The following is a 16,946-nucleotide window of genomic DNA, read 5'->3' on the forward strand; positions in this document are numbered from 1 at the left end:
AAAGCCCTTGCGTCGGGCGCGCAGAAGCGTAAAGCGCGCCGTCCTTTTGGCACAGGGGGTTCCGGCGGACATGACGGGGACGGCGACCGATATGACGGGCATCCAGACCGCATCCGTGGAGTCGGCGGAGAGCGGCGCATCGTCGCATGCGCCCCATCCCGCGCTGGTCGCGCTGACCATCGGCGCGATCGGCGTCGTCTTCGGCGATATCGGCACCAGCCCGCTCTACGCCTTTCGCGAGGCGCTGGGCCAGTCGGCGGGCGACGGCATCGACCCCAGCGAGATTCTGGGCGTGCTCAGCCTGGCGCTCTGGTCGCTGATCCTTGTCGTGACGATCAAATATGTCGTCTTCCTGATGCGCGCCGACAATCAGGGCGAGGGCGGGGTGCTGGCGCTGGCCGCACTCGCCCGGCGGGCGACCGGCGTGCGGTCGCGCGTCGCGCTGGTGCTGGGGGCGGCGGGCGCGTCGCTCTTCTATGGCGATGCGATCATCACGCCCGCGCTGTCGGTGCTGTCGGCGATGGAGGGGCTGCGCACCATTCCCGCCGCCGCGACGATCTTCGACGAGAATATCATCCGGCTGTGCACCATCGTCATCCTGGTCGTGCTCTTCTGTATCCAGTCGCGCGGGACCGCGCAGGTGTCGAAGCTGTTCGGCCCGATCTGCATCCTGTGGTTCCTGGTCATCGGCGGGCTGGGCGTCTGGCATATCGCCGACGAGCCCTCGATCGCGCGGGTCGTCTGGCCGGGCTATGGCGTCAGCTTCCTGGCGAGCCATGGGCTGGTCGGGCTGTTCGTGCTGGGCGCGGTGTTCCTGACCGTGACCGGGGCCGAGGCGCTGACCGCCGATATGGGCCATTTCGGGCGGCTGCCCATCCGCATCGGCTGGTTCTCGCTGGTCCTGCCCGCGCTGGCGCTCAACTATCTGGGGCAGGGAGCGTTCGCGCTGTCCACTTTGGAACAGGCGGCGGCGAGCGGCCAGCCCTTCGCCAACCAGGACTGGTTCTTCCTGATGGCGCCCGAGCCGTTGCGCCCCGCGCTGATCGTGCTGGCGGGCCTTGCCACCGTGATCGCGGCGCAGGCGGTGATCACCGGCGCCTTCTCGCTGACCCAGCAGGCGATCCAGCTGGGGCTGTTGCCGCGCCTGCGCGTCCGCCAGACCTCGGCCGATTTCCGGGGGCAGATCTATCTTCCCGCGATCAACTGGATGCTGTTGTTCGGGGTGCTGGTGCTGGTGATCCAGTTCAAGACCTCCTCGGCGATGGCGGCGGCCTATGGCATCGCGGTGACGGGCACGATGGTCGTGACCACCTGCCTGGCCTATCTGGTGGTGCGGCATCGCTGGGGCTGGTCGCGCGGCGTCGCGGTGGCGGCGCTGCTGCCCTTCCTGGCGCTCGACCTCGTCTTCTTCGGCGCGAACATCCTGCGCGTGATCGAGGGCGGCTGGGTGCCGCTGCTGGTCGGTGCGGGCGTCGGGCTCATCATCCATACCTGGGTGCGCGGGCGGGGCATCGTCTCGGCCTTCGAGAAGCGGCAGGCGATTCCGCTCGCCGACCTTGCTGCCGCGCTCGCCAAGCGGCCGCCCGAGCGGGTGGCGGGGACCGCCGTGTTCCTGACCGCCAACCCCGCATCGGCCCCCGGCGCGCTGCTCCACAATCTGAAGCATAACAAGATCCTGCACGCGCAGAATCTGGTGGTGACGATCCGCACCGCCGACCGTCCGGTGGTCCCGCCCGAGCGGCGCGCGCATGTCGAGCGGCTGGACGACAATTTCGCGACCGTCACCCTGACCTACGGCTTCATGGAAACGCCCGACGTGCCGCGCGACCTGAAGGACCTGGGCGTCGAGACCCGGCATTCGGGGCTGGACCCGATGAAGACCAGCTATTTCATCGGCCGCAACACGCTCAAACCCGAAGCGGAAAAGGGCATGCCGCCCTGGCAGGACCGGGTTTTCATGTTCCTGCAGCGCAACGCCAGCGACCCGACCGACTTCCTGCGGATTCCGCCGGGCAAGGTCCTCGAACTGGGCGAACAGGTCACGGTCTAGGGTCTGTTCCTCCCCAGGCTCGCCTGGGGAGGAACAGCGGTTACAGCGTGACCTTGGGTGGTTTGGCGGCCTCGACCGCCACGAGAATCATCTTTTCCCAGATGGCGGGATCGCCCGCATCGGCCATCGCCTGATCGGGCTCGCGCAGCGTGCGCAGCACCGCCAGCGCATCGGCCATATGCTCGCGCCAGTGATCGTCGACGAGACGCCCGGCGGATTCGGCATCGCCCCCCGCATTGGCGCTGAGCCGCTGGCCGCACAGCACGCGTGCGATGCGTTCGGCGGCGGGGGTGTGGGCAATATCCATGGCAATCTCTCCTGACGCGTGGAAATCGTTACGCGATCAACGCGGGAGAGGCGGGAATGGTGCCAGCGTCTGGGGCCGGGCACGCCCCTCCCGCTTGCGGGAGGGGATGGGGGAGGGAATGCCACAAGCGACAGTCTCGGTGAGACTTCCATGCCCTCCCCAACCCCTCCCGCTTGCGGGAGGGGCTAAGAAGGCGGTCAGCCCTGGGCGCCGCGACCCGCACCGCCGCCGGGACGGCCGCCACGACCGCGGCCACCGCCGCCGCCCGGACCACCAGCTCCGCCACCGCCGCCACGACGGCGCGGCTGGCGACCCTGGGGCGCGCGGGCATCGGTCGCGCGCGGGGAATGCGTGGCGCGCGGCCGCGCCGGATCGCGCGGGCGGTCGACGCGCGGCGCGGGATCGGCGCCGATCGCCTTGACCCGCTGCGACTTGATCGTCTCGGCGCGCTTCACGAAGTCGGCGGGCAGCGGGACGACGGTGATCTTCTGCCGCGTCAGCTTCTCGATGTCCTTCAGATACGGACGCTCGTCCTCGGCGCAGAAGGCGATGGCCATGCCCGAACGGCCCGCACGCGCGGTGCGGCCGATGCGGTGGACATATTGTTCGGCGACATTGGGCAGCTCGAAGTTGAAGACGTGGCTGACGCCCGGAATGTCGATGCCGCGCGCCGCGATGTCGGTCGCCACCAGCACGCGGGTCTGGCCCGAGCGGAACTCGCCCAGCGCGCGCTCGCGCTGGCCCTGGCTCTTGTTGCCATGGATCGCGTTGGCCGCGATGCCGTTGCCCGCCAGCAGCTTCACGACGCGGTCGGCGCCATGCTTGGTGCGGGTGAAGACCAGCGCCAGCTCGATCGCGGGATCGGCGAGCAGGATGGTCAGCAGCGCCTGCTTTTCCTGCTGCGTCACGAACGTCACCGACTGGTCGACGCGCTCGGCGGTGGTCGACACCGGGGTCACGGTGACGGTCGCGGGATTGTCGAGGAACTTGTCGGCCAGATCGCGGATCGCGGCGGGCATGGTGGCCGAGAAGAACAAGGTCTGGCGCTTGCGCGGGATCATCTTCACGATGCGGCGCAGCGCGTGGATGAAGCCCAGGTCGAGCATCTGGTCGGCCTCGTCCAGCACCAGGATCTCGATCATCGACAGGTTCAGGAAGCCCTGCTCGACCAGGTCGATCAGGCGGCCCGGCGTCGCGACGAGGATGTCCACGCCGCGCGACAGGTCCTGGCGGTTCTTGTTCAGGCTGGTGCCGCCAAAGACGGTCGCGACCGCCAGCTTGGAAAACTTGGCATAGCCCTTCGCATTCTCGGCGATCTGGCTGGCCAGTTCGCGGGTCGGCGCGAGCACCAGCATCCGGCAATGGGTCGGCAGGACGCGCTTGTTCGCCTCGACCAGACGCTGGATCGACGGCAGCACGAACGCGGCGGTCTTGCCGGTGCCGGTCTGCGCGATGCCCAGCAGGTCGCGGCCCTCCAGCAGCGTCGGGATCGAGTCGCGCTGGATCGGGGTGGGTTCGGAATAGCCCTTGGCTTCGAGCGCGCGGACGAGCGGCTCGGCAAGGCCGAGTTCGGAAAACGACATGAAATGACTTTCTGACATGGGCGCGCGAGTCACGAAGGGCCGCGAGAGGCGGCGCCGGGGTTGATGACACCCCGCGTGACAAGGGAAGCCTGGAGACAGGGTCGGGGCGGAGCCGGGACTGGAGAGTCCGTTCACGCTGCAAGTGGACGCCTTCGACGGGTGGGCATGTGCGCCCCGCCTTGCGAAAAGTCAAGTTTCGGGCAGGATCATTGTCGCGGTGCGTGACAACCGCGGGCGGATGGTTACATCCGATACCAGTTAGCGAAGAGGAGTCCTGCATGAAACTCGCCAGTCTCAAGGGTGGTCGCGACGGCAAGCTGGTCGTCGTGTCGAGCGATCTCGCCTGGTATGCCGATGCGGGCCATATCGCCCCGACCTTGCAGGCCGCCCTCGACGACTGGAATGTCGTCGCCCCCGCGTTGGCCAATCTGGCGACCGATCTCGACCATGAGGTGATACCGCGTGAGCGATTCCACGAGCATGACGCCGCCTCGCCCCTGCCGCGCGCCTATCAATGGGCGGACGGATCGGCCTATGTGAATCACGTCGCGCTCGTCCGCCAGGCGCGCGGGGCGGAACTGCCCGACAGCTTCTGGCACGATCCGCTAATGTATCAGGGCGGGTCGGATGGATTCCTGGCCCCGCGCGACGCGATCCCGCTGGCCGACGAAAGCTGGGGCTGCGACTTGGAGGGCGAGGTCGTCGTCGTCACCGGCGATGTGGCCATGGGGGCGAGCCGTGAGGAGGCATTGGCCGCGATCCGGCTGGTCGGGCTGACCAACGACGTGTCGCTGCGCGGGCTGATCCCCGGCGAACTGGCCAAGGGCTTCGGGTTTTTCCAGTCCAAGCCCGCCTCGGCCTTTTCGCCGGTCTTCGTAACGCCCGAGTCGCTGGGCGACTGGTGGCGCGACGGCAAGCTGCACCGGGTGCTCAAGGTCGATCTCAACGGCCAACCCTTCGGCCGCGCGGATGCGGGGCAGGACATGACCTTCGACTTCGGCACGCTGGTCGCCCATGCCGCCAAGACGCGCGCGCTGGGGGCGGGGACGATCATCGGTTCGGGCACCGTGTCCAACCGCGACGCCGATGGCGGGCCGGGCAAGCCCGTCGCCGAGGGCGGCGTCGGCTATAGCTGCCTGGCCGAGCTGCGCATGATCGAGACGATCCGGGGCGGCGAGCCCGTCACGCCGTTCCTGAAGAAGGGCGATACCGTCCGCATCTGGATGGAGGACGACCGCCACCATCCGATCTTCGGCGCGATCGAGCAGACGGTGGGGTAACTCCCATTCCTCCCCATCTTGGATGGGGAGGGGGGTGGTGGAGGGGCGGCGGCGTCAGCCGCCGTCTGTGACGGCGCCCCTCCACCACCGCTTCGCGGCGGTCCCCCTCCCCAAGCATAGCTTGGGGAGGATTGGACTTACTCCACCAGGGCGTCGATCGCCTCGGCCATGTCGATGTCGCGCGCCGACAGGCCGCCCGCGTCATGGGTGGTCAGCACGATGTCGACCCGGTTCCACACGTTCGACCATTCGGGATGATGGTCCGCCTTCTCCGCCAGCAGCGCCACGCGGGTCATGAAGCCGAACGCCTCGTTGAAATCGGCGAAGACGAAACGGCGGCTGATCGCGTCGCGTCCCTCGTCCCAGTCCCAGTCGGGCAGGCCGTCCAGCGCCTCGTCCCGGTCCAGCTCGCTCAGCCGCTCCACCATTGCCGTCCCCTTGCTTCTCTTGTTCTTTTGACCGGCACAGCGGTATGACGACGCGCATGAGCGGGCAAGACGGGATCGGCGCGGCACCGGGGGCCGATGTGATCGAGGCGATCGCGCGCGACGCCATCGCGCGCCTTCCCGCGGCGTTCGCGGCGCACCTGGGCGATGTGGTGCTGATCGTCGAGGAATTCGCCGATGACGAGACGCTGGCCGCGCTGGGGCTCGACCATCCGCTCGACCTGACCGGCCTGTATCACGGGCGTCCGGTGGGCGAGAAGAGTTCGATGGATTCCGGCAGCCTGCCTGACCGCATCCACCTGTATCGCCGCGCGATCCTGGACGAATGGGTCGAGACCGGGGTACGGCTGGACGATCTGGTCGTGCATGTGACGATCCATGAGATCGGCCATCATTTCGGCCTGTCGGACGAGGATATGCACGCGCTCGAAGAGGCGATGGACGGTCCGGCGGCGTGATATTGCAGCTGTCCCAGGTCGCCTGCGCGCGCGGCGGGCGGCTGTTGTTCGCCGGGCTGTCGCTGGCGCTGGGCCCCGGCGGGGCGGCGCTCGTCACCGGCCCCAACGGCATCGGCAAGTCCAGCCTGCTGCGCCTCGCCGCCGGGCTGATCGCCCCGTTCGAGGGACATGTCGCGCGAAGCGGGCGGGTGGCGCTGATGGCCGAGGATCTGGCGCTCGACCTGGACAGGCGCCTCGTCGATGCGCTGTCCTTCTGGGCGAAGCTGGATGGCGGCGACCAGGCATCCGCGCGGGTGGTCGCGGCGCTGGCCGAGGTCGGGCTGGCGGCGCTGGCCGAGGTGCCGGTGCGGCTGCTGTCCACCGGGCAGCGGCGGCGCGCGGCGCTGGCGCGGGTGCTGGCGGCCGATGCGCCGCTCTGGCTGCTGGACGAGCCGGGCAACGGGCTGGATGCCGCCGGGGTCGCGATGCTCGAACAGGCCATTGCCCGCCACCGCGCCGGGGGCGGGGCGGTGCTGCTCGCCACGCATCAGACACTCGCCCTGCCCGATGCCGAGCCGGTCCTGCTGGCCGAGAGGGTGCCGGCATGACGATCATCGGCACACTGATCGCACGCGATGTGCGGCGCGGCTATGCCGGGGGCGGGGCGGGGCTGGTCAGCGGCTTCTTCCTGTTGGCGGTCATTCTCTTTCCCTTCGCCATCGGGCCCGACCGGGCGATGCTGGCGCGGATCGGTGCGGGCGCGATCTGGGTGGCGGCGCTGCTCGCGGCGCTGTTGCCGGTCGAGCGGCTGGTCGCGCCCGATTGCGAATCGGGCTGGTTCGACCAGATCGCGGTGCGCGGCCTGTCGCTGCCGCTCGTCATGGGGGTGCGGATTCTGGGGCACTGGCTGGCCTTTGCGCCGCCGCTGATGCTCGCGGCGCTGCTCGCGGCCGGGCTGTTCGGGCTGGACGGCGCGGCGCTGGTCCGGGTCGAGGCGGGGCTGCTGCTCGGCACGCCGGGGCTGGCCGCGCTGGCGGTGGCGACGGGCGCGCTGACCGCCGGGCTGCGCGGCGCGGGCGGTGTGGCGGGGCTGCTGCTGTTGCCGCTCGCCCTGCCGCTGCTGATCTTCGGCGCGGGCGGCGGGGATATGGGGGCGATGAAGCTCCTGGCGGCCTGTTCGCTGCTGCTGGTGGCGGGAGCGCCCTGGCTGGCGGCGGCGGCGGTCCGGTCGGTGCGGGACTGACATCATGGCAGACGCCCAGGTGATCGCGCGGGCCTTCGACGCGGCGGCGGCCTATGACGCGCATGCGGTGGTCCAGCGGCAGGTCGCCGACTGGCTGGCCGAGCGGATCGTCGCGGTCGCGCCGCCCGGCCCGCGCGTGCTGGAGGTGGGATGCGGCACCGGCTTCCTGACCGGCGCGGTGCGGCCTCGGCTGGAGGGGGCCGACTGGCTGATGACCGACATCGCCCCCGCCATGCTGGCGCGCGGACTGGCGGGGCAGCCGGGCGCGCGGGGGCGGGTGATGGACGGCGAGCATCCCGACCTGCCCGACGAAGCGCCGTTCGACCTGATCGTCAGCAGCCTGGCGGTGCAGTGGTTTGCCGATCTGGGCGGCGGGTTGCGGCGGTTGGCGGCGCTGCTGTCGCCCGGCGGGCGGATGCTGGTGACGACGCTGGTCGAGGGGACGTTCGCGGCCTGGCACGAGGCGCACCGGGCGGAGGGATTCGCGGCGGGGAGCCCGGTCTATCCGCCGGTCGGGTCGCTGGGTTGGCCGGTCGAAACCCGGCGGTTCGAGCAGCGGCACGGCTCGGCGGCCGCGTTCATGCGCGCGCTCCGGGCGATCGGTGCGGGAACGCCGCGCGAAGGGCACCAACCGATCCCGCCGGGCGCGATGCGGCGGATCGCGAAGCGGTTCGAGGCTGGCGGTGCGGTGGCGACCTATGAGGTGGCGTTGATCGAAATTCCCAACTCCCGTTCGTGCTGAGCGAAGTCGAAGCACATGCCCCGCCGCTATGATCTGGCGTGGCCTTCGACTTCGCTCAGGCTGAACGGAGGGTGTGTCTTTACCGGCTCCACCGCGCCCAGATGGCGGTGGGCAGGGTCAGCCCGCGTGCTTCCTCGCGCACGCCCAGTTCGCCGCACTCCACCTTGCCGGGCAGGTCGGCCATCACCTGGCGCATCATCTCGCCGATCGCCATCGCCGACATGCGCACCGCATAGACGGTCAGGAACAGGAAGCGCGAATCACCGTCGAGCAGCTGGCGACAATTGGCGATCAGGCCCGGCAGGTCTTCCTCCAGCCGCCACACCTCGCCCTCCGGCCCGCGTCCATATTTGGGAGGGTCGAGCAATATGCCGTCATAGCGCCGTCCGCGCCGCACCTCACGCGCGACGAACTTGGCGGCGTCGTCGATGATCCAGCGGACCGGCGCATCGCCCAGGCCCGACAGCATCGCATTGCTCCGCGCCGCCTCGACCGATTTCTTCGACGCATCGACATGCACCATCTTCGCGCCCGCGCTCGCCATCGCCAGCGTGCCGACGCCCGTATAGCCGAACAGGTTCATGCACTCCGGCTCGGCCAGCCCGTCGACCTGCTCGCGCATCCAGCTCCATACAGGGGCCATGTCGGGGAAGAAGCCCAGATGGCGGAACGGCGTGTTCTGTGCGGTGAAGCGCACCTCGTTCCACTTCAGCGGCCAGCCCTCGCGCGGGACCGGCTCGTTGAAGTTCCAGCGGCCGCCGCCATCCTCGTCCGAGCCGGGCACGAACTCGGCCGCCGCGCGCCAGTCGCTGGTCGCCGGGGCCCACATCGCCTGGGGTTCGGGGCGGATGAAGCGGAACCGGCCATAGCGTTCCAGCTTGCGACCATGGCCGGAATCGACCAGCCCGTAATCCGCCCAGGGCTCGCCGATCATCGTTTCGAGTTTCATGGGATGCGCGTTAGCGCAAACCATGCCCGTCGATAAAGGCCGTCACCGCCTCGAAGGTGGCGGGCAGGGTGGTGAAGCGTTCCTCGCGCTCGAACAGGTCGCCGACGCGGGGGGGCAGCGGGGGCCGCACCCCGGTCGCGCGCTCGACCGCGTCGGTGAACTTGGCCGGATGCGCGGTGGCCAGCGTCACGACGGGCACCGCAACGTCGCTCGCCCGTGCGGCGGACAGCGCGATGGCGGTGTGCGGATCGAGGATCTGCCCGGTCGACTCGGCCGCCCAGCGCATCGCGCGGCTCATATCGTCCGCATCGACCCGCGCGCTGGTGAAGAGCGGGGCGATATTCTGGCTCTGCGCATTGGTCAGTCGCATCGCGCCCGACGATTCGAAGCCCTTCATCTGCGCCGCCAGCGCCGCACCGTCGCGGCCGTTCGCATCGAACAACAGCCGCTCGAAATTGGAGCTGACCTGGATGTCCATCGACGGCGTCGCGGTCGCCTGCACCTGCCCCTTGGAATAATCGCCCGAGGACAGCGCGCGGTGAAGGATGTCGTTGACGTTGGTCGCGACGATCAGCCGCTCGACCGGCAGGCCCATGCGCGCCGCGACATAGCCGGCGAACACGTCGCCGAAATTGCCCGTCGGCACCGAGAAGGCGACGGCCTTGCCCGGCGCGCCCAGCCGGACGGCGGCGTAGAAATAATAGACGACCTGCGCCATCAACCGCGCCCAGTTGATCGAGTTGACCGCCGACAGGGTGTGGCGATCGGCAAAGGCGCGGTCGTTGAACATCGCCTTCACCAGCGCCTGCGCGTCGTCGAAATTCCCCTCGATCGCGATATTGTGGACATTGGGGGCCAGCACCGTGGTCATCTGGCGCCGCTGGATCTCGGTCACGCGGCCCGCCGGGTGCAGCATGAAGATGTCGATATTGGCGCGCCCCGCCACCGCGTCGATCGCCGCCGATCCGGTGTCGCCGCTGGTCGCGCCGACGATGGTCAGCCGGGTGTCGGTGCCGCGCAGGAACCGCTCGAACAACAGCCCCAGCATCTGGAGCGCGACGTCCTTGAACGCCAGCGTGGGGCCGTGAAACAGCTCCAGCAGCCACTGGTCATGGTCGAGCTGGACCAAGGGCGTCACGGCGGCGTGCGAAAAGCGACCATAGGCGGCGTCGCACAGGTCCTGAAGCTCCTCGGCGGTCAGGCTGTCGCCGACGAACGGCGCCATGATCTTCGCGGCGGTCTGCGCATAGGACAGGCCCGCCAGCCCCTCAATCTCTTCGGGCGTCAGGGTCGGCCAGGCTTCGGGGACATAGAGCCCGCCATCGCTGGCGAGACCGGCCAGGGTCGCGCCCCGGAAATCGAGGACGGGGGCGGAGCCGCGGGTACTGTGATAGCGCATGATGCGGTGCGGCTTAACCGTGTGTGTCGGTCACCACAACCATTCGATTGCGCCGAACGACCGCCAAAGCATAGATAATTGCGGCGATGGCGGCGAACAGGAACCATTGCACGGCATAGGCCAGGTGGTTGTTGGGCACCGCGTCGATATCGGGGCTGGGGTTGGGCTCCAGTCCGGCGGCCGGGCTGTCCGCGACCAGCAGCATGGCTTGCGGCCGGTGGTCGAAGGCCGACTGGATCAGCGAGCGACCGTCGGGGGCGTGGGCGACATAGCCCGTCACCCGGCCGCCGGGCCAGGCGATCGCCTTGCGCGGATCATGGGTGGTGCCCAGTTGCACCTGCATCGCGCCGTGCTGCACCGAACAGGTCGCGATCAGCCGGAACCCCGCCGCCCCGGCTCCGGCGCGACGGATGGTGACGGGCGGCCGGCACTCGGCGACGGTGCGGCGGAAGAGCAGGCTGTCGTCGGGGAACAGCGGAAAGGCGATGGGTGGCCTGGCGGGGTTGGCGGCCAGCTGCGCCAGATAGGCCCGCTTCTGTGGCAACCGGTCGAGCAACTGCCACAGCCCCAGCGCGACCATCGCCGCGACCGCCAGTCCGACGACCAGCGTGGGCAGGACCGGCACCCGCTTCATGCGTCGTCGTCCGCGTCGGGTCTGGCGACCGCGCCCTCGCGCGCTTCGTTGCGATATTCGGCCGCCACCAGCGCGCCCTTGGCGACGCGCAGGGTATAGACGACGCCGATGGCGGTCAGCGGCAGCCAGATCAGCATGTGCAGCCAGAGCGGCGGATGCAGCGTCAGCTCGACCGCGATCGCCGCGATGGTGACGACCGTGCCCAGGATCAGCGTCAGGAAGGCGGCAGGCCCATCGCCGACATTGAAGCGGGTGAAATCCAGCCCGCACGCCGCACAGGTTTCGGCGAAGGTCGTCACCTGTTTCGAGAAAAGCGGCCCGGCAAACAAATGGGGCTGGCCGCAACGCGGACACAGCCCCCCGAATGCGGCCTGCGCGATGGTGGGCGGCGTAAACTCAGCCACTATGGACCGGCGCGCCCCAGCCACCCCAGACATAGATGGTGACGAACAGGAACAGCCACACCACGTCGACGAAATGCCAGTACCAGGCCGCCGCCTCGAACCCGAAATGCTGGCGCGGGGTGAAATCGCCGCGATAGGCGCGGATCAGGCAGACGATCAGGAAGATGGTGCCGACGATGACGTGGAAACCGTGAAAGCCGGTCGCCATGAAGAAGGCCGCGCCATAGTTGATCCCTTTGAAGGGGAAGGGCGCGTGGACATATTCATAGGCCTGGATCGAACTGAAGATCAGGCCCAGCACGACCGTCAGCCACAGGCCCTTCAGCACGCCGTCCCGGTCGCCGACGCCCAGCACGCCCCACAGGCCGCGCTTCTCGCCGCCGCGCTGGTTGTGGATCAGCGCGTGGTGCGCCCAGGTCACGGTGGTGCCGCTGGTCAGCAGGATCAGCGTGTTGAGCAAGGGCAGCTTGAAGGCGTCGATCACCTCCAGCCCCTTGGGCGGCCAGGTCGCGGCGATGGCGGCGGCGCCCTCGGTCGCGCGTTCCACCTGGCCGTCGACGAAGCTCATCGCGGTCGGGAACAGCGCGAAGTCGAAAAAGGCCCAGAACCAGCCGACGAAGAACATCACCTCCGATGCGATGAACAGGATCATGCCGTATCGGAAATGCAGCTGGACGACGGGGGTGTGGTCGCCATGATGCGCCTCGCGCACGACATCGGCCCACCAGCTGCCCATGCAGTACAGCACCGCCGCCAGCCCCGCCAGGAACGCCCAGCCGCCGCCGGGCGCGCTGTGCATCCACATGATCGCGCCCGAGGCCATGAGCAGCGCCGACATCGAACTGGCCAGCGGCCAGGGGCTCGGCGGCAGGATATGATAGTCGTGGTTCTTCGCGCCAGCCATGATCCCGTCCCTATGTTTCTCTTTTGAGAGGGAGGCTAACCCGCTTTCTTCCCCGAATCCACCGGGTAAAATGTGTAGGACAGGGTGATGGTCTCGATGTCGCGCGCGTCCGGGTCGTTCAGGATCTTGGGGTCGATGAAGAAGATCACCGGCATCCGCGCCGTCTCGCCGGGTTGCAGCGTCTGCTGGATGAAGCAGAAGCACTGGATCTTGGTGAAATAGCGTCCGGCCTGGTCGGGCGTCACGTTGAAGGTCGCGGTGCCGGTGACGGGCACCTTCGCATTGTTGGTCGCGGTGAAGAACACCATGTCGCGCGCGCCGATATCGACCGTCTCGTGCGGGTTTTCGGGCTTGAAGGTCCAGGCCAGCCGCGAGGAGACATTGGCGTCGAAATCGACGCGGATCTGGCGGTGGACGCTGCCCGGCGCGGCGGCCCCGCGCTGGGTCGTGCCCTGATAGCCCGTGACCTGGCAGAACATGCGGTAGAGCGGCACGCTGGCAAAGGCGAGGCCGGTCATGAACACCACGCCGAACAGCGCGAACGCGACCGTCCGGGCCTGGCGCGTCAGCCGCATCAGTGCATCCCCGACCGGATCTTCGACAGGGTGATGAAGAAGATCAGCACGACCAGGAAGCCGAGCAGCAGGGCCATCACCATGGCACGGGCGCGCTGCTTGGCGCGAATCCGATTCGAATCGTCAGGCGTCATGCCCAACGATCCACCACCAGCGCGCCGAAGAGAAGGAAAAGATAGAGGATCGAATATTTGAACAGCCGCTTTTCGGGCTTCATCGCATCGTCGGGCCGGGTGTGGCGAAAGGCGACCACCGCGGCATAGGCGGCGAAGATCGCCGTCCCGACGCTGGCGATTCCGCCATAGATCGCACCCGTCAGGCCCAACGGCCAGGGGGCGACGGCGGCGATGGCCATCGGGATGGTGTAGAGCCCGATCTGCGCCCGCGTCACCCGCTCGCCCGCGACGACGGGCAGCATCGGCACGCCCGCATTGGCGTAATCGGTCTTCACGAAGAGCGCGAGCGCCCAGAAATGCGGCGGGGTCCACAGGAAGACGAGGCTGAACAGCAGGAAGGGCAGCAGCGCCACTTCGCCGGTCGCGGCGGCCCAGCCGATCAGCGGCGGAAACGCCCCCGCCGCGCCGCCGATGACGATATTCTGCGGCGTCCGCCGTTTCAGCCAGACGGTATAGACGAGGACATAGAACAGGATCGAAACGGTCAGGATGCCGGCGGCGACGTAATTGACCGCCAGCCCCATCAGCAGGACCGAGAAACAGGCCAGCCCCACCCCGAAATGCAGCGCCGACTCGCGGGTCATCCGACCGGCGGGCAGGGGACGCTTGGCGGTGCGCTTCATCAGCGCATCCAAATCCGCCTCATACCATTGGTTGAGCGCCCCCGCCGCGCCCGCGCCCAGCGCGATGCACAATATGGCGGTGAAGCCGATCACCGGATCGATCCCCACCGGCGCGGCCAGCATTCCGCACAGGCCGGTGAACACGACCAGCGTCATTACCCGCGGCTTGGTCAGGGCGAGGAAGTCGCGCCAGTCGGCGGGCACGAAAACGGAAGAGGGAATGCTGGACATGGGAGTCCCGCATATAGGGCTTGGCGGGGAGGGGGGCAATCAAAGCGTCTTTGCCAGGGTTGGGGGGGCCATCAAGGTCAACCCCTGGGGCACCCCCTCCCCCGCCTGCGGGATGGGGAGAAGAATATGGCCCCGCCCGCCAAGAGCGCACCCCCTCCCGCAAGCGGGAGGGGGACGGGGGGAGGGCCGGAGGTCTCACCGAGACCATCGCCCGTGGCCTGCCCTCCCCCATCCCCTCCCGCCTGCGGGAGGGGCGTGCCCAGCATTGAGGGCGTAGCCTAAACGGGCCTCAGCCCTTCAGCGTCGCCATGTCGATGACGAAGCGATATTTCACATCGCTCTTCTGCATCCGGTCATAGGCGGTGTTGACCTCGTCCATCGCGATCATCTCGATATCGGCGGTCAGACCATGCTGGTGGCAGAAGTCCAGCATCTCCTGCGTCTCGGCGATGCCGCCGATCAGCGAGCCCGCCAGCGACCGGCGGCGGAAGACGAGATTGCCGACCGAGGGCGAGGGGTGAGGCGAGTCGGGTACGCCAACCAGCGTCATCGTCCCATCGCGCTTGAGCAGCATCAGGAACGCGTCGAGATCGTGCGGGGCCGCCACGGTGTTCAGGATAAAGTCGAAGCTGTTGGCGTGTTCGGCCATCTGATCGGCGTCCTTCGACACGATCAGGTCCTTGGCGCCCAGCCGCTTGGCATCCTCGGCCTTGTTCGGCGAGGTCGAGAAGACATAGACCTCGGCCCCCATCGCGGCGGCGATCTTCACACCCATATGGCCCAGGCCGCCCAGACCGACGATGCCGACCTTCTGGCCCGGCCCGACCTTCCAGTGGCGCAAGGGGGAATAGGTGGTGATTCCGGCGCAGAGCAAAGGTGCGACGGCGGCCAGATCGGCATCGTCATGGTTGATCTTCAGGACGAAGCCTTCCTTGACCACGATATGGTCGGAATAGCCGCCAAAGGTATGGCCGCCCAGCACGGGGTCGGGGCCGTTATAGGTGCCGACGAAGCCGGTCGTCTCGCAATATTGCTCCTCGCCGTCATGGCAGGACGGGCAATGGCCGCAACTGTCGACCATGCAGCCGACGCCGACCAGATCGCCGACCCGGTACTTGGTCACGGCATCGCCGACGGCGGTCACGCGCCCGACGATCTCATGGCCCGGCACGCACGGATATTGGGTGCCCGCCCATTCGCTCCGCGCGGTGTGCAGGTCGGAGTGGCAGACCCCGCAATAGAGGATGTCGATCGCGACATCGTCGCCCTGCGGATCGCGACGCTCGAAGGAAAAGGGCGCGAGCGGGGTCTCGGCCGACTGGGCGGCATAGCCCTTGGCGGGAGTGGGCATGGAAGCTCCTCTGGAAATCTGTGACGCGACCGAAGGATCGCGGCGCCCATATGGGGCGGGCGGAGTCGCGTGCCAGCCAAGAGAAGGGTAAGTTTTTCCGATCGTTGATGATCGGATAATCGCCAGAATGCAGGATGTTATATTGTCACTATACTATTTGCGGCCATGCTTTGGGTGGCGGGGATTGTCCGGGACCGGCCGGGAAAGGCGGTGTCCCGGCCCCGATCCTATCCCATGAATCCCTGGTTCCAGGTCGAGGCGTCGTAATTGCCGATATTGGGAAGCACGGTCCGCAGACCGCCCGAGTCGATCCCGAACCAACTGGCCAGCGTCGCGGCATATTGGTCGACCGACATGGTGGGCAGCAGGCGGCCCTGCCCGACATCGTCGCTGCTGTTGGTGCCGACGATCGGCGCCTTGCCATAGAAGCGCTGGCCCCGCACCGCGCCGCCGACGACGAAATGCATGCCGCCCCAGCCATGGTCGGAGCCGTCGTCATTGGATTGCAGCGTCCGCCCGAAGTCGGAGGCGGTGAAGCTGGTCACCTGGTTGGCGACGCCCATCGCGGCGGTGGTGTCGTAAAAGGCCTTCATCGCCGCCGACACCTTGGCGAGCAGCCCCGGATGCTGCGCGACCAGATTGTCATGCAGGTCGAACCCGCCCATCGAGACGAAGAAGACCTGCCGTTTCAGCCCCAGCGTCTGGCTGATCGCGATCATCCGCGCGACCATCTTCAGCTGGTCGGCCAGCGTGTTACCGGAAGGGAAGAGCGGAAAATTGGCGGCGGGCGCCCCGGCCAGCGCGCTGCTCAACTGCGCCTGGATGTCGAGCGCGCGCTTGCTGATCCGGGCATGTTCGCTCGCCATGGCAAAGCCCGGCTCGGTGGTCATCAACCCGCGCAGCGTCTCGAGCGCCGATGACGAGCCATAGAGCGTCCGGCTGCCGCCGAGCAGCGCCACCGGCCCGCCCGTGCCCACCGCATATTGGATCGCGCTGCGCCCGGTCAGATAGACGGCGTTGCCGCTGGTGTTGATGCAGGTCAGCGCGGCGGCGCCGTTGCCGCTCTGGAACACGTCGCCGATCCGCCCGCCCCAGCCGCTCGTCGCGCCCTCAGGCGTCGAGGCCTGGAAGAAGCTCTGCTGGTCGTTGTGGCTGAACAGCTTGGGCGGCAGCCTGACGGTGCGGTTGGCATATTGCGTCTTGGTCGTCGGTTCGACCAGCGTGCCGACGTTCAGCGCTACCGCCATCTTGCCCGCCGCGAACAGCTGGCTCATCTCGGGTATCGATGGCGACAGCGCATAGGCGCGGCCCCCCGGCAGCGCGACGGCGGGATTGAGGACGCTGCCCGCCAGCGCATCGCGTTGATAGGCGATGTTGGCGCGCGCCGCGCGATAGGCCGCGAAGCTGGTCTCGTCATAGGGGACGAGCGTGTTGGCATAGTCGTTGCCGCCGTACAGGAACACGCAGACCAGCGCCTTGTAATCCGACGCGGTGGCCGCCGCCGCCTCGCCGATCGCGGCCAGGCTGGTGACGAAGGGGGTGGCGGTGCCCGCCAGGCCGAGCAGCGCGCTGCGCTTCAGGAAGGCGCGTCGGGACTGATCGTGGATCATGC

The 16,946-nt window shown here is 68.3% G+C and carries 19 protein-coding genes; 6 read left to right on the top strand and 13 right to left on the bottom strand.

Features of this window, described 5'->3' with window-relative positions; all coding sequences use genetic code 11:
* Nucleotides 1-91: 91 nt before the first annotated feature.
* Nucleotides 92-2,050: a potassium transporter Kup gene (locus tag QE360_RS06660; protein WP_309704095.1), complete on the top strand. Its 1,959-nt coding sequence runs from the start codon at nt 92-94 to the stop codon at nt 2,048-2,050.
* A gap of 40 nt (nt 2,051-2,090) precedes the next feature.
* Here the strand turns inward: QE360_RS06660 and QE360_RS06665 are convergent, their stop codons facing one another.
* The gene (locus QE360_RS06665) at nt 2,091-2,357 is read right to left on the bottom strand and encodes a hypothetical protein (RefSeq protein ID WP_307101545.1); all 267 of its coding nucleotides are present in this window, start codon (nt 2,355-2,357) and stop codon (nt 2,091-2,093) included.
* A gap of 197 nt (nt 2,358-2,554) precedes the next feature.
* Nucleotides 2,555-3,940 carry a DEAD/DEAH box helicase gene (locus QE360_RS06670; protein ID WP_309700225.1) on the bottom strand — a complete coding sequence of 462 codons (1,386 nt, stop codon included), beginning with the start codon at nt 3,938-3,940 and terminating at the stop codon, nt 2,555-2,557.
* A gap of 278 nt (nt 3,941-4,218) precedes the next feature.
* On the opposite strand from QE360_RS06670, the gene QE360_RS06675 reads away from it, so the two are divergent.
* On the top strand, nt 4,219-5,220 hold the full coding sequence (locus tag QE360_RS06675) for a fumarylacetoacetate hydrolase family protein (protein ID WP_309700227.1): 1,002 nt from the start codon (nt 4,219-4,221) through the stop codon (nt 5,218-5,220).
* Between the two features lie 137 nt (nt 5,221-5,357).
* Here the strand turns inward: QE360_RS06675 and QE360_RS06680 are convergent, their stop codons facing one another.
* Nucleotides 5,358-5,735, bottom strand: a complete 378-nt coding sequence (locus QE360_RS06680) for a 4a-hydroxytetrahydrobiopterin dehydratase (RefSeq protein WP_307101539.1) — start codon at nt 5,733-5,735, stop codon at nt 5,358-5,360.
* On the opposite strand from QE360_RS06680, the gene QE360_RS06685 reads away from it, so the two are divergent.
* The 4 genes from QE360_RS06685 to QE360_RS06700 are packed head-to-tail and all read left to right on the top strand — an operon-like array spanning nt 5,705 to nt 8,088.
* Entirely contained in the window at nt 5,705-6,124 is a 420-nt protein-coding gene (locus tag QE360_RS06685) for a metallopeptidase family protein (protein ID WP_309700228.1), read from the top strand. The genes QE360_RS06680 and QE360_RS06685 overlap by 31 nt on opposite strands.
* The gene (ccmA, locus tag QE360_RS06690; protein WP_309700230.1) at nt 6,121-6,711 is read left to right on the top strand and encodes a heme ABC exporter ATP-binding protein CcmA; all 591 of its coding nucleotides are present in this window, start codon (nt 6,121-6,123) and stop codon (nt 6,709-6,711) included. The genes QE360_RS06685 and ccmA overlap by 4 nt, the downstream gene beginning before the upstream one ends.
* Nucleotides 6,708-7,346, top strand: coding sequence for a heme exporter protein CcmB (locus QE360_RS06695; protein WP_309700233.1), 639 nt, complete (start codon nt 6,708-6,710; stop codon nt 7,344-7,346). The genes ccmA and QE360_RS06695 overlap by 4 nt, the downstream gene beginning before the upstream one ends.
* A gap of 4 nt (nt 7,347-7,350) precedes the next feature.
* The gene (locus tag QE360_RS06700; RefSeq protein ID WP_309700235.1) at nt 7,351-8,088 is read left to right on the top strand and encodes a methyltransferase; all 738 of its coding nucleotides are present in this window, start codon (nt 7,351-7,353) and stop codon (nt 8,086-8,088) included.
* A gap of 79 nt (nt 8,089-8,167) precedes the next feature.
* On the opposite strand, the gene QE360_RS06705 is transcribed toward QE360_RS06700, so the two are convergent.
* The 10 genes from QE360_RS06705 to QE360_RS06750 all read right to left on the bottom strand — a co-directional run bounded on the left by QE360_RS06705 (nt 8,168) and on the right by QE360_RS06750 (nt 16,944).
* Nucleotides 8,168-9,037 carry a class I SAM-dependent methyltransferase gene (locus QE360_RS06705; RefSeq protein WP_307101528.1) on the bottom strand — a complete coding sequence of 290 codons (870 nt, stop codon included), beginning with the start codon at nt 9,035-9,037 and terminating at the stop codon, nt 8,168-8,170.
* Between the two features lie 10 nt (nt 9,038-9,047).
* Nucleotides 9,048-10,436: a threonine synthase gene (gene thrC, locus QE360_RS06710; RefSeq protein WP_309700238.1), complete on the bottom strand. Its 1,389-nt coding sequence runs from the start codon at nt 10,434-10,436 to the stop codon at nt 9,048-9,050.
* A 13-nt stretch (nt 10,437-10,449) separates the two neighbouring features.
* Complete coding sequence (locus QE360_RS06715) at nt 10,450-11,070, bottom strand: SURF1 family cytochrome oxidase biogenesis protein (protein ID WP_309700241.1); 621 nt, start codon at nt 11,068-11,070, stop codon at nt 10,450-10,452.
* Nucleotides 11,067-11,507 carry a DUF983 domain-containing protein gene (locus tag QE360_RS06720; RefSeq protein ID WP_309700243.1) on the bottom strand — a complete coding sequence of 147 codons (441 nt, stop codon included), beginning with the start codon at nt 11,505-11,507 and terminating at the stop codon, nt 11,067-11,069. The genes QE360_RS06715 and QE360_RS06720 overlap by 4 nt, the downstream gene beginning before the upstream one ends.
* Entirely contained in the window at nt 11,467-12,378 is a 912-nt protein-coding gene (locus QE360_RS06725; RefSeq protein ID WP_309700245.1) for a cytochrome c oxidase subunit 3, read from the bottom strand. The genes QE360_RS06720 and QE360_RS06725 overlap by 41 nt, the downstream gene beginning before the upstream one ends.
* Before the next feature lie 35 nt (nt 12,379-12,413).
* On the bottom strand, nt 12,414-12,953 hold the full coding sequence (locus tag QE360_RS06730; RefSeq protein ID WP_309700247.1) for a cytochrome c oxidase assembly protein: 540 nt from the start codon (nt 12,951-12,953) through the stop codon (nt 12,414-12,416).
* Nucleotides 12,953-13,087: a hypothetical protein gene (locus QE360_RS06735; protein WP_307101516.1), complete on the bottom strand. Its 135-nt coding sequence runs from the start codon at nt 13,085-13,087 to the stop codon at nt 12,953-12,955. Before QE360_RS06735 ends, QE360_RS06730 begins: the two co-directional genes overlap by 1 nt.
* Complete coding sequence (locus tag QE360_RS06740; RefSeq protein WP_309700250.1) at nt 13,084-13,983, bottom strand: heme o synthase; 900 nt, start codon at nt 13,981-13,983, stop codon at nt 13,084-13,086. The genes QE360_RS06735 and QE360_RS06740 overlap by 4 nt, the downstream gene beginning before the upstream one ends.
* Before the next feature lie 289 nt (nt 13,984-14,272).
* Nucleotides 14,273-15,334, bottom strand: coding sequence for an NAD(P)-dependent alcohol dehydrogenase (locus tag QE360_RS06745; protein ID WP_309700252.1), 1,062 nt, complete (start codon nt 15,332-15,334; stop codon nt 14,273-14,275).
* A gap of 227 nt (nt 15,335-15,561) precedes the next feature.
* Entirely contained in the window at nt 15,562-16,944 is a 1,383-nt protein-coding gene (locus QE360_RS06750; protein WP_309700254.1) for a DUF1501 domain-containing protein, read from the bottom strand.
* Nucleotides 16,945-16,946: the final 2 nt, after the last annotated feature.

The organism is Sphingomonas sp. SORGH_AS_0789 (assembly GCF_031453055.1).
Classification (GTDB): Bacteria; Pseudomonadota; Alphaproteobacteria; order Sphingomonadales; family Sphingomonadaceae; genus Sphingomonas.